This window comes from Oribacterium parvum ACB1, from assembly GCF_000238055.2.
Taxonomy (GTDB): Bacteria; Bacillota; Clostridia; order Lachnospirales; family Lachnospiraceae; genus Oribacterium; species Oribacterium parvum.
This window is the reverse complement of record NZ_KE148312.1, coordinates 1,483,730-1,496,986: the sequence shown is the minus strand read 5'-3', so window position 1 is coordinate 1,496,986 and position 13,257 is coordinate 1,483,730. Positions and strand designations below refer to the sequence as shown.

At 42.8% G+C, this 13,257-nt stretch carries 14 protein-coding genes and 1 tRNA gene; 2 read left to right on the top strand and 13 right to left on the bottom strand.

Annotation, left to right across the window (positions count from 1 at the left end; all coding sequences use genetic code 11):
* Positions 1-14: 14 nt before the first annotated feature.
* Together rpsG and rpsL are read right to left on the bottom strand one after the other, a co-directional pair.
* On the bottom strand, positions 15-485 hold the full coding sequence (rpsG, locus tag HMPREF9625_RS06670; protein ID WP_009428151.1) for a 30S ribosomal protein S7: 471 nt from the start codon (positions 483-485) through the stop codon (positions 15-17).
* A gap of 184 nt (positions 486-669) precedes the next feature.
* Complete coding sequence (gene rpsL / locus HMPREF9625_RS06665; protein ID WP_009429099.1) at positions 670-1,092, bottom strand: 30S ribosomal protein S12; 423 nt, start codon at positions 1,090-1,092, stop codon at positions 670-672.
* A gap of 239 nt (positions 1,093-1,331) precedes the next feature.
* Between rpsL and HMPREF9625_RS06660 the strand changes: the two genes are divergently transcribed.
* A tRNA-Pro gene (locus HMPREF9625_RS06660) sits at positions 1,332-1,405 on the top strand.
* Positions 1,406-1,620: 215 nt separating this feature from the next.
* Here HMPREF9625_RS06660 and HMPREF9625_RS06655 read toward each other — a convergent pair.
* The 3 genes from HMPREF9625_RS06655 to HMPREF9625_RS06645 are packed head-to-tail and all read right to left on the bottom strand — an operon-like array spanning position 1,621 to position 2,346.
* Complete coding sequence (locus tag HMPREF9625_RS06655; RefSeq protein WP_009533936.1) at positions 1,621-1,860, bottom strand: DUF2442 domain-containing protein; 240 nt, start codon at positions 1,858-1,860, stop codon at positions 1,621-1,623.
* A gap of 12 nt (positions 1,861-1,872) precedes the next feature.
* Positions 1,873-2,139 (bottom strand): DUF4160 domain-containing protein, encoded by a 267-nt coding sequence (locus tag HMPREF9625_RS06650; protein ID WP_009533935.1) that lies wholly within the window; start codon positions 2,137-2,139, stop codon positions 1,873-1,875.
* Between the two features lie 18 nt (positions 2,140-2,157).
* The gene (locus HMPREF9625_RS06645; RefSeq protein WP_009533934.1) at positions 2,158-2,346 is read right to left on the bottom strand and encodes a hypothetical protein; all 189 of its coding nucleotides are present in this window, start codon (positions 2,344-2,346) and stop codon (positions 2,158-2,160) included.
* Between the two features lie 249 nt (positions 2,347-2,595).
* Here HMPREF9625_RS06645 and HMPREF9625_RS06640 point away from each other — a divergent pair, with 249 nt between their 5' ends.
* Positions 2,596-5,088 carry a Cna B-type domain-containing protein gene (locus HMPREF9625_RS06640; protein WP_009533933.1) on the top strand — a complete coding sequence of 831 codons (2,493 nt, stop codon included), beginning with the start codon at positions 2,596-2,598 and terminating at the stop codon, positions 5,086-5,088.
* Between the two features lie 146 nt (positions 5,089-5,234).
* Here HMPREF9625_RS06640 and HMPREF9625_RS06635 read toward each other — a convergent pair whose 3' ends face one another.
* The 8 genes from HMPREF9625_RS06635 to HMPREF9625_RS06600 all read right to left on the bottom strand — a co-directional run bounded on the left by HMPREF9625_RS06635 (position 5,235) and on the right by HMPREF9625_RS06600 (position 13,115).
* Entirely contained in the window at positions 5,235-5,867 is a 633-nt protein-coding gene (locus HMPREF9625_RS06635; protein ID WP_009533932.1) for a trimeric intracellular cation channel family protein, read from the bottom strand.
* A gap of 131 nt (positions 5,868-5,998) precedes the next feature.
* Positions 5,999-7,576: an ATP-binding protein gene (locus HMPREF9625_RS06630; protein WP_009533931.1), complete on the bottom strand. Its 1,578-nt coding sequence runs from the start codon at positions 7,574-7,576 to the stop codon at positions 5,999-6,001.
* A gap of 163 nt (positions 7,577-7,739) precedes the next feature.
* A complete protein-coding gene (locus HMPREF9625_RS06625; protein WP_009533930.1) occupies positions 7,740-9,470 on the bottom strand; it encodes a DUF2201 family putative metallopeptidase in 1,731 nt (576 codons plus the stop codon).
* A 133-nt stretch (positions 9,471-9,603) separates the two neighbouring features.
* Positions 9,604-10,623 carry a leucine-rich repeat protein gene (locus HMPREF9625_RS06620; protein ID WP_009533929.1) on the bottom strand — a complete coding sequence of 340 codons (1,020 nt, stop codon included), beginning with the start codon at positions 10,621-10,623 and terminating at the stop codon, positions 9,604-9,606.
* A gap of 126 nt (positions 10,624-10,749) precedes the next feature.
* Positions 10,750-11,349: a 5'-deoxynucleotidase gene (gene yfbR, locus HMPREF9625_RS06615; protein ID WP_009533928.1), complete on the bottom strand. Its 600-nt coding sequence runs from the start codon at positions 11,347-11,349 to the stop codon at positions 10,750-10,752.
* Complete coding sequence (locus HMPREF9625_RS06610) at positions 11,349-12,251, bottom strand: DNA-3-methyladenine glycosylase 2 (RefSeq protein ID WP_009533927.1); 903 nt, start codon at positions 12,249-12,251, stop codon at positions 11,349-11,351. Before HMPREF9625_RS06610 ends, yfbR begins: the two co-directional genes overlap by 1 nt.
* 23 nt (positions 12,252-12,274) lie before the next feature.
* Positions 12,275-12,874 (bottom strand): zinc ribbon domain-containing protein, encoded by a 600-nt coding sequence (locus HMPREF9625_RS06605; protein WP_009533926.1) that lies wholly within the window; start codon positions 12,872-12,874, stop codon positions 12,275-12,277.
* Positions 12,864-13,115 carry a hypothetical protein gene (locus tag HMPREF9625_RS06600; RefSeq protein ID WP_009533925.1) on the bottom strand — a complete coding sequence of 84 codons (252 nt, stop codon included), beginning with the start codon at positions 13,113-13,115 and terminating at the stop codon, positions 12,864-12,866. Before HMPREF9625_RS06600 ends, HMPREF9625_RS06605 begins: the two co-directional genes overlap by 11 nt.
* Positions 13,116-13,257: the final 142 nt, after the last annotated feature.

Sequence of the window (13,257 nt, the reverse complement as noted above, 5' to 3'; positions counted from 1 at the left end):
TGTCTTTCCTCCTATTAGAATCTGTAATGAGCAAACGCCTTATTAGCCTCAGCCATTCTATGCATTTCCTCTTTACGCTTTACTGCAGCACCCGTATTGTTTGCCGCATCCATAATTTCATTTGCAAGTCTCTCAGCCTGTGTCTTCTCAGAACGCTTTCTGGAGAACTCTGTCAGCCAACGAAGAGCCAAAGTCTGGCGTCTTTCCGGCTTTACTTCCATAGGTACCTGATAAGTTGCTCCTCCAACTCTCTTTGCCTTTACCTCGAGTACAGGCATAATGTTGTTCATCGCCTCATCAAATACTTCCAGTGCATCTTTCTCTGCCTTCGCAGTTACTCGCTCAAATGCACCATAAACGATTTTCTGTGCTACGCCCTTCTTTCCATCCAACATGATGGAGTTTACAAGCTTTGTTACAAGCTTGGAATTGTAAATCGGGTCCGCCAGCACGTCTCTGTGTAGAGTATGTCCTTTACGTGGCACGTTACTTCCCTCCTTAAATATTGCATTTAGATCTACGGTACTCTCTTTCGGTTATCCCTCTGAGTTCATGCGGAATTGGACACATCTACTTTATTGAAAAGAAATTGTGACCAAATGCTTCCGTCATAACCATGTCTAAACCATGTTTTACGCTGTCGTTTATACGACGCGCTCCTTCAACTACTTAAGCCTTCTTAGCCTTAGGCTTCTTTGCACCGTACTTGGAACGAGCCTGCATACGGTTTGCTACGCCTGCGGTATCCAGTGTTCCACGGATGATATGGTATCTTGTACCGGGTAAATCCTTAACACGGCCACCACGAATCATAACAACAGAGTGCTCCTGAAGATTGTGTCCTTCTCCGGGAATGTAAGATGTAACTTCAATTCCGTTGGAAAGACGAACTCTGGCGATCTTACGAAGAGCCGAGTTCGGCTTCTTCGGTGTAGCAGTCTTAACTGCTGTACATACACCTCGCTTCTGTGGAGCGCTGTTCGTAGTTGCTCTCTTCTTTAAGGAGTTGAATCCTTTCTGAAGAGCAGGGGCTGTAGACTTCTTCTTGGAAGTTTCTCTGCCCTTTCTAACGAGCTGGTTAAATGTTGGCATTTTGGTCTCCTTTCCTATAATTTTTTCTCTTCTTTATGTGACCACCCTGCTTATAGGAATACATAAAGAAAGACGCGAGAAAACTCACGTCAAACAAATATAAGCTTGTAGGAACGAAAAGTCAAGAAAAATCATGGTATTTTACAAAGGAACAAGAGACTGCCAAGTTCTTCTTGACAAGGATGTCTCCTCTCGCTATAGTTAATTGGCAAGTTTGTCGTTTAAAATCGAGAAGCTTCCGAGGTGTGGCTCAGTTTGGTAGAGCACCTGGTTTGGGACCAGGGGGTCGCAAGTTCGAATCTTGTCACCTCGATTTTTTTATGCAAAAATTTAAAGTAATCCCCGCACAATGCTTTCTGCCCTCTTTGATAAGGATTCATATATCCCCCTTTCCAAAACGAGAAACTTTTTCTCAACTCTTCTCAACTTTTCTCAACTCTCCAACAAGATGTCTCAGGCTTCGCCTTAGCCACTTGTTAAGAATAAAAAAAGAGGGTTTTAAACCCTCTTAATTAGCTTAGTATGTATTTATACGGATATAGAATTGTGATACAACTCATGCGGTGCAATATCTTGCCCGCCTTCCCACTCTACGGAATGATTGGAAACCCTAACTTTTTTAAATGTTTCAAGGTCTTTTAACTCCCCATACCATGCCCCGCTTATGTATGGGGTAACATCAAAGATTTTATTTTCCCCGTTTTCATAAGAAAGAAGAAGCTTATACCCCTCTTTTGGGGAAACGCTTAATAACTCAGGCTGTAACATATATCCCCCCCCCTATTTTAAAGGCTCAATAGTAAAAGTTTTTTCCCCTTTCTCTAACAAATTCCAGTTAGCTAAAAGGTCGTCATAATGGATATTTACCCACGCTACAACAAGACTTTGCTTTTTCTTCGGTATGCCACCTTCTAAAGCATCACCCTCAAGGCTTACAACTACCTCTTCTCCTTGATATTCTGCGTGTATATGCGGTATCTTGTGCTGTCCACCAATTTCCCTATACATCCTTATAATAATTCCGTAAAACATCGATATAGTAGGCATTTTCCCCTCTCTTTCTTCTTACACCTTAAATATCTCTTGCCCCGTGTAGGAGTTTAAGGCTCTCTTAATAAAGGTATTCATAGGCATACTTTCCGCTTGCTCCTTCAACGCGTCATACTCTTCTTTTCTTAAGTCAAGCGGTACACGTTTGTAATTCTTTGCCTTGTACTTCGCTGTAGCTCTCGCCTGTGCTTCTGTTATCGCCATGTAATCACCTCTTTCTGCTTAACAAGCAGTATAGCACAAAGAATATATTTGTACAACTATACATTATATATTTGCACACCTCTCAATCATTTTATTAATTAAGTAATTAAGAATCTAATAAAATCTACATTTCCACTATAATTATAAAATTTCCATTGTCATCTTGTTCAAAAAGGGAATCTATGGTAAATCTATTCAACCAGTACTTTAATTTTTTATTTTTAATTATAATAATGGAGGAATACAGGTTTGAAAGCAAAAAGAAGAATTATAGCCTTTCTTTTTTCTGTACTTATGATTTGGCAGGGCTACTCCTTTGCAAAGGCGGAAGGGGAAGCGGAAATGCCCTTGTTTATTGCAGAAAGCAGTGCAGAAAATGCAGAAACAGTAGAAATAGAAGAAAGTGCAAGGGAAAACTTGAACAGCTCTGAAGAGTTATCCGAAAGGGAGACTTCGGATAGTAGAGTGGCTTCCGATGAATTTTCCGAGTTTACAGAAAATGGAGTCAACGTCACTGATGCGGAGCTACTTTCCGATACCAATACGGATGTCTCCCTTCTCTCTACTGATAGGCAAGAGGAAGATACCACTTATGCTTATACCGCTCCGCAAGGTTTTTCCAAATCCGTTCGCGGAGAAGTTCATGAAATAAAAGATGATGACGGAAACTTTCATTATATTATGGAATATGTGATTCGCTTCGACGCAAAAAGTTTCGAAGGAACGCATAATGAGAACGGTTATGATTCCGTTCAGTTTGTGGACCGTTTAGGAGCAAGCAACTTCGGATACTTTATGCCGTACAGCCTCAATCCGGGATATTCCACTGAATATGACTCCCTATACCAGCCCGTTCTACGAAGAGGAGTATGGAGAAGCGGTGAATGGAAAGTGGCTCAAAATGGAAAAAAATATTTCGAGCCTGCCGCAGATGATGCCAATCCCGGACCCATCTATTCTTTACGATCCGATGCCGAAGGTTTGCAGCCCGCCGAAGATGAAACCATTTATCCCGATTTTGTGCATGACGGAAAAGATAACCCTGTCGGTTTTACATGCAATCTGGATCATATTGCTCCGAATGAAGGCTTTGAATTACGCTACTTTGTGGAGCTCCACGAATTCCCGGAGAACGGTTCCTCCTACAACAACAGTGCCAAACTCGTAGGAATTGATACAGAAGAAATTAACAGCTTTTACAAAATACAGCAAAATTTGAACACATTCCAAGGGAAAAAGCATAGTATCAGGATTAAAAAGACCGATAAAGCGAGCGGAGAAGCTTTACACGGTGCGGAATTCATGCTCACAAAGAAATACTCCAATTACAATAAGATGGTCACCACCTGGTCTGATGGAGAAGTTACTATTGACAATCTGACAGACGGTGAGTATGAGATTGTAGAGGTGGATCCCCCTTCCGGTTATAAGTTAGATAAGACAGTACACAGTGTATTGATAAAAGAGGAAGATAATAAAGCGGTATATCTCTTAGATCTCACAAACAAAAAAATAAATCCGAACACCCGAGATATCATTGTAGAAAAGAAATGGGCTCTAACCGTAAAACCCGGTACTCCCTCTCCCGCTTCCCTACTTGATGATTATTTAAGCGGAAGACTTCCTGTATTCGATGATTCCTTGCATGACAGTCTTTTAAGTGATACGGCGGATTTCGATTCTCATGATGTTTTATCCGATGATCGTGAAAATAACCGTCTTCCCGCTGCAAGCCCCTTCGATGTCCTGATGGATCATTTCACTTCAGACACCAGTAGGGTTAAGGTTTATCTTCTGGTGAACGGAGAAAAGAAAGAGGAGCTTTCCGCAATACTTTCCGATGATAACGATTGGCAACATACCTTTGAAGAAATGCCAAGAAAGGGCGAAGACGGAAAGGACATTGATTATAGTGTTAAGGAAGAGCCGGTAAAGGGATATAAAGCTGCTATATCCGGTACGCAAGACACAAAATTCACTATTACCAACTACTATGATGAAGACGACAGCTTCGTTATCCCGGTGACCAAGATTTGGGAAGGGAAAGGAAAGCGTCCGAAAGAGATTGTTGTTGAGCTTTGGGGAAATGGTTCATACCTTGACTCAGCTACTGTAAGTGCCGTAAACGATTGGCAGCACAATTTCTTTGTACTGAAAGAAAAGAACGGCGAAAAAATAGAGTACACAGTAAAAGAAGTAGAAGTTCCCGGCTATACCAGTACTGTAGAGAATCGTTTGGATTCAGGGCGTGGCTTCATCATAACAAACACAAGTAACACCCCTCCTGAAGAAGAAAATACCCCGGACCCGCCAAAGGGAAATGACAATCCTCCCACTCCCGGTACCAATGAGAATACTCCTCCTAAACCAAATGATAACGGAGGCACTCCTCCTACCCCGAGTAGGGGCGGTAATACTCCCGGAAATCCCGGCGGTGGCGGAAGTACTCCTCCAAGAGTGATGGAAACACCTCCTGCAGGCGGAACAACACCTCCTCCCGCTCCTATGAATCCTCCCGAGAACGTCTTAGGAGTAGATAGACCCACACCTAATCCCGCAGAAAATAGTCCAAAAGTACATGATACAAACAGAACTCCGAAAGTACTCGCTCAGGGAAGGGGATGGACAAAAACCTTTGACCGTAGTGCTATCTATCTTTACCTTAGCTTTTTCCTCCTCTCCCTTACAGGTCTTGCCTTTGTTGTGATACAGAGAAAGAGGAATGCCGAGAATAAAATGTAACGGAAGAGACCGGAGATCTTCACGCTTTGAACGCAATACACATTAAAAAAATCGTCATTTCGTGCTTTTCGAAATGGCGATTTTTGATACCTTTTCTATATTTTACTGTTACTTCTATATTTTCTTGGAGGACAATATCGATTCCACTATTCCTCCTTAAAAGACGGCAGATTCCAATGATAGTAAATCGCAAGAAAGCGGATAAGGGCGGTAATACTGACCCCGGAGAATATAGCAACGTCCTCTTCATAATGCCACTCCATAAGAAGGGAAAAGCTCAGCGCTCCAAAAATAGCAGCAAGTCCATAAACTCGTTTTCTCATGATGATAGGAAGCTCCGCAGAAAGCATATCCCGAAGCAGCCCGCCGCCGATTCCGGTAAGAACTCCTACGAACGTACAAAGAAAGAGACTACTTCCATATCCGGCACGGAAGGCCGCAAGACTTCCCACAACAACAAAGACACCGAGTCCTACGCTGTCCGCAATATACAGTAAGTTCGTAACATGTTCTCCGCTTTGTCTATGGGTTCTTTTTTCAAACACAAAGTAGAGGATACTTGTCACAAAAGCCACTTCCGTATAAATCGGTTGTAAAAACATAATAGGCGGCGTTTGTCCCAGAATTAAATCCCGGACCATCCCACCACCAACTGCCGTGGTACACCCAAGCGTCACCGCGCCAAAAAGATCCATTTTCTTTTCCTTTGCCGCAAGAACTCCGGAAATAGCAAAGGCCACTGTTCCAATCATTTCCATTATAAAAATTATGCTGTTCATTCTCTTCTGTTACTCCGCCTTCGCTAAGCTCCAATACTTAATTCCTGATCCCCAATACTTAATCCCTAATCCCCAATACTTAATCCCTAATCCTTCTTCTCTATACTTCTATTGCTATGCATGGCTTTTCCTTATTTTCCATTGTTATCCATTTGCTTGATTCCGCTTTCCATCTTATCCCCCAAAGCCTCTTTCGCCTCTTCCTGCAGGGCCTTCTGCTTGTCTTTAAGAAGCAAATACTGATTGTAGCGCGAGTAAGTCTCATTTCCCACATCGGAAAGGAAACTGAGTGCATATGGACTCTTCGTAAGCTCCGAAAGGAAAAGGAGCAGCTCTTGTCCCTCTCCGAACGTATTTCCGAGGAAATTCAAGGCATTACTGAGCATTTTTCCGGTCTTTTCCACCTCCTGCTGCCGTTCTTCCTCTTTTGCTCTAAAGCAATCTTTGATAAAGCTGAAATCCGCTTCATTTTCTTTCCTATCCTCTCTATTCCCTGTATCCTCAGTGGAATTTCTCTCCTTTAGAGCAGAGTAAAAATCTCCGAGCATTTGGATGAGTTGCAAACGAATACTCTCCTCCTTTTTGGAAAGCATCCTTGCTTCCTTTAAGGTCGCCATTCTCTTTCTCTGACGCTTTATTTCCTCTTCCAAAGCCTGTGAAACCGAAACTTCCGAAAGTCTTTCCTTCATCTTTTTCAAGAAATGGAAAATGCGGGACAGCAATTCCTTCTTTTTCACATAATCCGTAAAAGCAATTTGCAAAGCATCCGTAAGAAGAGATAAGAGGCTTAATTTCTCATCAAAAGGTGCTTCCAGGAAGACCCTTGTCTCTTTCATTTCCGCCCCTTCCAAAATATCCGGCACATGATAAATCTCTCTATATTTCTGATAAAGACTGTAGTAGAGCGCAAAGTCCTCCGCCACCTCCGGGTCGGCAAGATATTCCTGACAAAGCTCCTTTTCCAAGGGATACTGCAATTCCTCATAGACCTGCAAAAGCTTTGAAAGGTCTTCCCAGGAACGCGCAGTCACATAGCGTTTCCCCTCGATATCCTGCTTCACAAAATAAAAGCGGTCTTTCTTAATCTCCAAATAAGAGGTAATGGCGCCATGAACTCCTGCCTGATAGGCATAGCTCTTAAAGCTTTGAAAATCCTCTTCAATATCGATTTTACGAAGTCTGTCTAAGGTTGCAATATCAAAGTCCCGAACAGACTTATTAAATTCGGAAGGATTCCCTGCCGTCACAATAATAAAGCCTTCCGGCACACGGTGCATTCCGAAGGTTTTATATTGTAAAAACTGCAGCATGGTCGGGGAAAGTGTTTCGGAAACTGCATTGATTTCATCAAGGAACAGAATCCCCTCTTCAATACCGGTCCGCTCAATCTGCTCATAGACCGAAGCCACAATTTCGGACATGGTATACTCCGTAACCGAATACTCCTTTTCCCCATAGATTTTCTTGGAAATAAAGGGAAGACCGATGGCAGACTGCCTTGTGTGGTGGGTGATTGTATAGGAAATCAGATTGATGCCGAGCTCCTCCGCCACCTGCTCCACAATCGCCGTCTTTCCGATTCCGGGAGGTCCCATCAGAAAAAGAGGCCTTTGCTTTTCCACGGGAATCTTATAGCTTCCGTCCTCGTCTCTCTTATGATAGGCTTCCACCGTTCTTTTTATTTCTTCCTTTGCTTCTTGTATGTTCATCTTCTTCTACTCCATAATAATTGATATAGTGGCTTTTGACAGCCTAGTCTATCAGTAATTCCGATTCTTCTTTTCTTATTCCGGAATAGATAAACCAAACTCATTGCATGGCAATTTTATCTTTTCGTTCAGAATGCTCAGTCTTAAGATAAAGATTAACCGCTTAAATATACAATTTCAATGCCCAGAACGGGGCATTTTCATCGTCAATATCTTCTCCTCTCGGGAAAATAAATGCCGCAGTATAGCTTGGGGCATATTTCGGATACCTTCCTCTTCCGTCCGTAAAATACAGAAGAGCCTTAAGCTCCTTCAGTTCCCCCTTTTTCTGCAAATCTTCAATATAGTAAAAAACCGGTCGAAAATCTGTGCCGTAACCGCCGCTCACCTCGAATCTTTCCCTGTAGCGTTCCATCTCTTCCGCGTCTTCCACCAAAAGATCCTTCCGAATTCTATCATCACACTCTATGATGTGCACCCGGCATTTGCTGAAGAAGGCTTCTTTATCCGCTAAAATTGCCAGTGCTTCTTCCAAAAAGCGCTTCACCATTTCGCCCTTAGTGGAATAGGAAGTATCTATCGCGATAACAAGCTCCGGAATCTTCCGTTTCTCTCGATATTCATTTTCCTCAATAAGCGGCATATTGCCATACTGAGAGAGTCCAAAATAATAATATCCGAAGTCAAAGGACTCCGGGTCGGTCTTCAACTCCTCCCGGTCTACAGAGAATTTTCTAAGGAAATCTTGAAATGGTGTATAGCACTTGTGCTCCAAATGCAGGAACCAGAAAAGTTTTTCACTCTTTTCCCCTTCTTTCTCGTCCTTCATTTCCTCTTCCGTACGCTTTCCGATATCCTCCCAGTCTTTATCCAGCGCTTTCCGTCTTTTCTCGCGACTCTCTGCATCTTCCCCGGCGCTTTTCTTTCCCTTATTCGACTGCCCTTCCTTTTCCGGATCTTTAGATTCTCCGGAGCCTTGCGCTCCGTTTTTCTCCTTTTCGCGCCCTTCTCCGTCTTTTACTGTATCGGACTGACTGTCTCCGTCTTTTACCGTATCGGACTGTCTGTCTCCGTCTTTTGCTGATTGAGACGGCGAGTTCCGGTCTTCTGTCAGGTCATTTGGACTGCTTTCCTCTTTTTCTTCCTCTTTTTCCTCTTGATTTCCTTGCTTCTTTGGATTGGACGGACTGTTTGGACTGTTTGGCTCATTCTCTGCTTCAGGGCTTCCCGTATCTTCAGCCGCTTCTGCATTTTTTTTGCCTTCCGTATCTCCCGTTCTTTCCGCCTCTTCCGTTCCTTCCGTATCTTCCGTTCCTTCCGAATCTACGGGGCTTTCTTCCTCGCCGAGCTTTGCCCAAAAAGAGTGGTCATCCTTTACAAATTCCTGCTCCAAACGCTCCTTTTCCGTATAATCCAAGTTCTGCTCCAAAAGATAGGCATAGATACGCTCCGCACTAAGACTTTTCACCTCTTTTTCGAGTTTTTGAAAATAATTTTCTCGGAAAGGGTAGGCCGGACGATAGAGGAGCGGAATATCCATAGAATCCAGAACATATTCCACATGAATGTCCGTTGCCAGATTCCACAGTTCCTCTTCCTTATCCTCTGTCTTAAACATGTGGCGGAAAAGGCAGTGCAGGAGACTATGCATATAGAGGCGATACAGCTTCTGCGGACTTTCCACATACAGCTGAAAAACAAACTCCGGATGAAAATGAATTTTCTCCCCCTCCGTACCGATTCGCCTCGTATTAAAATCCATCTGAAAAGAGAGCTTATCCAAAGCGCGACTGAGGTATCTCATGGATAAGCTGAGCTCTATTTTCGACTGATTTAAAATTCTAAGCCCAAGGCTATTTAATGCCCCTTGTGCCGTCCCTTTTCTTTCTCCCATTCTTCTCCAATTCGTTCGTTTACAAGAAGCAATTACCCTAATCCCCGAAAAAAATATTTCTACAACTTTTTGCTATACTTTACAGTTTTTCTATACACTATATTTTTTCTATGCACTACATTTTTTCTATGCATTACAGTTCATCCAAATCGAAAAGCGGCTTCTTTTTCCCCTTCGCAAAATGTTTTTCTTGATAGTCCAAAAATCTTGCCGCAAGCTCTACATTTTCATACTTTGCCAAAAGCTTCAATGCCAGTTTTACCGCTTCTTCCGAAAAAATCTGTAAATTCATATAAAACTCTATCCATTCCCATTCTTCATCAGAAATGAGAAAACTTAAGGAAAAGCTATCCTCCTCGCTAAGAAACGCAAGATAGTCTTCCCTCGCTTTATCAAGGAGTTCAGCAGGGTAGCGCAGGCGTCCAAGAGCAATATAGACCGCTGCTCCTTTCGTATCGTGAATCGCTCGTAAAAAAAGCTTATCATAAAGCCGAAGATCTATTCTCCTTCTTCCGACTGTCTGCCGATAGCTATAGCCACAGCCGTCAATCGTGTCATGAATCTGCCTCGCCATGGTATCTTCCCGAACCTTATCCACATAACCGGGGAAGAGAAGCGAAAGCTCCTTAGTTGAAGAGCGTACAGAACTATTCCGCTCATACGAATCAGCTTTTTCCCTAGAGGAAGTCGCAGTTCCAGAGGAAGTCACAACGGAATCCGTATTTGTGTTCCGCGAGCCGTCCAACAAATATAAATGAAACTGCAGCCTTCTGTCACTATCCCCCAGAATATCTCTTACAATCTGGTAATTTTCTTCCCTCTCAAAATAAACCGTGATACGCGAAAGAGCAAGACATTGCCGTAGAGAACCGTCATAGTAATCTTCCACACTGTCCCAAAGCGTAAATTCCCGAAGTGCCTTGCAGTTAAAGAAGGAAAATGCCCGTAAAGCACGGATGGTTTTCGGAAGCTCCACTTTTTCCAAGTCCTCTCTCCCGTCAAAGGCATGTGCCGCAATTTCCAGTACCGGAAGCTTTTCTCCGCATTCATTTTCCAAATACGCCGGAACGGATAAATACCTTGTCTTTCCGGAATAACCTGTAAGTACAAGCCCTCTTTCTCCCTTCCTCTCGACTTCTTCAAATAAAAACATTTCCTTACTTCGACTTCTTCTTGCCGAAATCCCCTTTCTCTATTTCTTCCGCTTTTCCTCTCTTCCAAATCACAAATGACTTCATTATATTTTTTTATACCTTCATCTTCATGCAAAACCAATAAACTACTCTTCTGTCAGTTCGTCCAAGGTCTTCCCGTATTCCGGAAGAAAATCCTCTATAAAGCATTTTAGTTCCGGAAGCTCCTCCGCCATTTCCTCTACCTTCTTTCTAGTGGACATTGCCGCCGTGGAAAATTCCTGATTACCCGCGCGAAGCTCTTCCTCGCACTTGATTAAAGCAGAGAGTTTATCCGCCGCCTTAATCAATTTATTTTCATAAGCTAAAGTTTCATAGTTTTCCGGAAAAAATACCTTTCCGAACTCTTCCGTGAGATACGAGGGAAGTGTAGAGAGCAAGCGTTCCTCCGCTTCCTTCTCCACCTTTTTATAGGCAGTTTTTAATTCTTCTTTTCGGTACTTTACCGGAGTCGGCATATCTCCGGTCAGAATTTCCGCTGCATCATGATACAGTGCACGAAGCACCGCCTTCTCCACGGATAAGTTTTTATTCCACTTTTTATTCCCGATTACGCAGAGCGCATGCGTTAAAATGGCAACCTCCAGGCAATGCTCGGAGAGATTTTCCTCCCTGGCATTGCGCATCAGCGCCCAACGATTGATGTATTTCATTCTGGATAACAAGGCAAAGTATGAATAGGACACTAGTATTCCTCCTTATGATGTATGGCATAGTGAAAAAGATACTGCTGGATGATTCCTCCGTCAGGATCTTCCCTATAGGGATTCCCTCCCTGATAATGCTTCTCCCAAATGCGCTTCATCCAAACATCCTCCGGGATTATATCCATTCGGGAATAGGCAAAAAGAGCCACACAGGAAGCCACCTTGATTCCTACGCCATGCACTTCCATCAGTGCTTCTAAAAGTTCCTTCGTAGGCAGTTTTTCCAAAGCCGATAAGTCGAGTCTTCCTTCCACAATTCTCTCTACCGCATCCTGCACAAAGGGGACTCTGTAACCTAGGGAGCAGTTCGATAAATCGGCATGATAAAGCGCCTCCGCACTGGGAAACAAATATACATCCTTTTCCTCCACTTTACTATAGCGCTTTTCTCCAAACTGTTCACAGAGCTTTTCTACGGAAGAACGAATAGCCGGAATGGATTTTCTTTGCGAAAGGATAAAGGTAATCAAAGTTTCAAAGGGATCCTGTTTTAAGATTCTTAAGCCTTTTCCGAAGTCTATGCATGTTTGCAAATGAAGATCCCCCCGATTATCCTGCTCGATTTTCTTATATTTTCTTCTTCCGTCAAAGTAGGGAAGCCAGATTTTCTCCCACTGCTTTTCTGCGCCCTCCGAAGTAATTCTTTCCGAGTTTTCCTTCAAGAAAATCTTACTCATCTCTCCCTGTTTTACCACAGAAGCGTTTTCATTGACATAAAAAGCAAGCCTCTTTTCAGAAACTTGCTTAAGATACAAAACCGAATCCTTCGTAATAAAACGATAAATTCCTTCCCATTCCAGCGGTCGGAAGCACTGCCCGCTGCAAATGATCTTATCCAGAGCAATCGCCTCCGGAAATTCTATTTCTTTCCAATTTATCATATTCTTCACTTTTACAGACAAAATTATAGATAAAAGCAGATTACCACTAAAAACAGGTGTAAAACGTAAAAAAACAACAAGGAGCTGTCTGGTTTCTTCCTTCCTTTTAAAAGAAAGTACAAAGTGTATAGCGGGCAAAGATAGAAAAGGCAACGTCTCGGGTCGGATAGCTTTCTTCCCTTTTCCTCTTCCCAAGCTAGTGTCAAAAGCGGATCCAAAAAGTAACTGATCAACATCGCACTTGCAAAATAAACAATAACGGAACTGATGTATTCCGGCAGAAATCCGGTCTTGGCAAAAAGAATCTGAAAGAATATAACAAGAAGCGGCGGGAAGATGCTTAACATCAAAAGCTTAAAATCCACCGTATCCCATCCATTTATTTCTCTTTCTTTGTCTTCCGAGTAGAACAATCCGCCCTGTTCCTCTTCTCTTTTCAGCATCTCCTGAACCTTTTCCGGCACCTTTCTTCCGCAACCGGGACAAGTCTTATCTCCCTTTTTAATCTCCGTCTTACAATAGGCACATATTCTCTTTACTTTTATGCGAATAACCGGCGTGTTACAGTAGGGACATCTCTTTTCATTGTCTTGTATCTCTCTCCCACAATGTTTACAAATCATCTTTTTCTTCCTCTTCGGAGGTTTTTTCCGGCTCCTCCATCGTATTCATGTAGTAATAAGAAAGAAGTTTTTCTCTTCGTTTCCGTTCCTCCATCTCTTCCAAGCGTCCCTGCAGTGCAAAATATCGTTTTTCGTTTCCTTCGTCAATCCACCAATGCTGAAACTCTTCCTCGGAAGACAGATTCTTCTTCAAAAGCATTTCCTGCATGATTTCTCGTATTTCAGCCCTTAATTTTTCCATCTCTTTTCCTCATAAAAGAGGATGGGAAAATCATCTTTTCCGCATCCTCTTCTAAAGAATCAGGTTCCATAAGCTGTCTAATTCCCATTGCGGAACTCCCTCCCCCACCATAGGGTTCAGAATCTCCTCCGCAAAAGCCAAG

What these genes read in the sequence shown, in the direction of transcription:
- rpsL (WP_009429099.1), bottom strand. Translation starts at nt 1,092, where the DNA reads ATGCCAACATTTAACCAGCTCGTTAGAAAGGGCAGAGAAACTTCCAAG.
- HMPREF9625_RS06655 (WP_009533936.1), bottom strand. Translation starts at nt 1,860, where the DNA reads ATGTTACAGCCTGAGTTATTAAGCGTTTCCCCAAAAGAGGGGTATAAG.
- HMPREF9625_RS06650 (WP_009533935.1), bottom strand. Translation starts at nt 2,139, where the DNA reads ATGCCTACTATATCGATGTTTTACGGAATTATTATAAGGATGTATAGG.
- HMPREF9625_RS06645 (WP_009533934.1), bottom strand. Translation starts at nt 2,346, where the DNA reads ATGGCGATAACAGAAGCACAGGCGAGAGCTACAGCGAAGTACAAGGCA.
- HMPREF9625_RS06635 (WP_009533932.1), bottom strand. Translation starts at nt 5,867, where the DNA reads ATGAACAGCATAATTTTTATAATGGAAATGATTGGAACAGTGGCCTTT.
- HMPREF9625_RS06630 (WP_009533931.1), bottom strand. Translation starts at nt 7,576, where the DNA reads ATGAACATACAAGAAGCAAAGGAAGAAATAAAAAGAACGGTGGAAGCC.
- HMPREF9625_RS06625 (WP_009533930.1), bottom strand. Translation starts at nt 9,470, where the DNA reads ATGGGAGAAAGAAAAGGGACGGCACAAGGGGCATTAAATAGCCTTGGG.
- HMPREF9625_RS06620 (WP_009533929.1), bottom strand. Translation starts at nt 10,623, where the DNA reads ATGTTTTTATTTGAAGAAGTCGAGAGGAAGGGAGAAAGAGGGCTTGTA.
- HMPREF9625_RS06610 (WP_009533927.1), bottom strand. Translation starts at nt 12,251, where the DNA reads ATGATAAATTGGAAAGAAATAGAATTTCCGGAGGCGATTGCTCTGGAT.
- HMPREF9625_RS06605 (WP_009533926.1), bottom strand. Translation starts at nt 12,874, where the DNA reads ATGATTTGTAAACATTGTGGGAGAGAGATACAAGACAATGAAAAGAGA.
- HMPREF9625_RS06600 (WP_009533925.1), bottom strand. Translation starts at nt 13,115, where the DNA reads ATGGAAAAATTAAGGGCTGAAATACGAGAAATCATGCAGGAAATGCTT.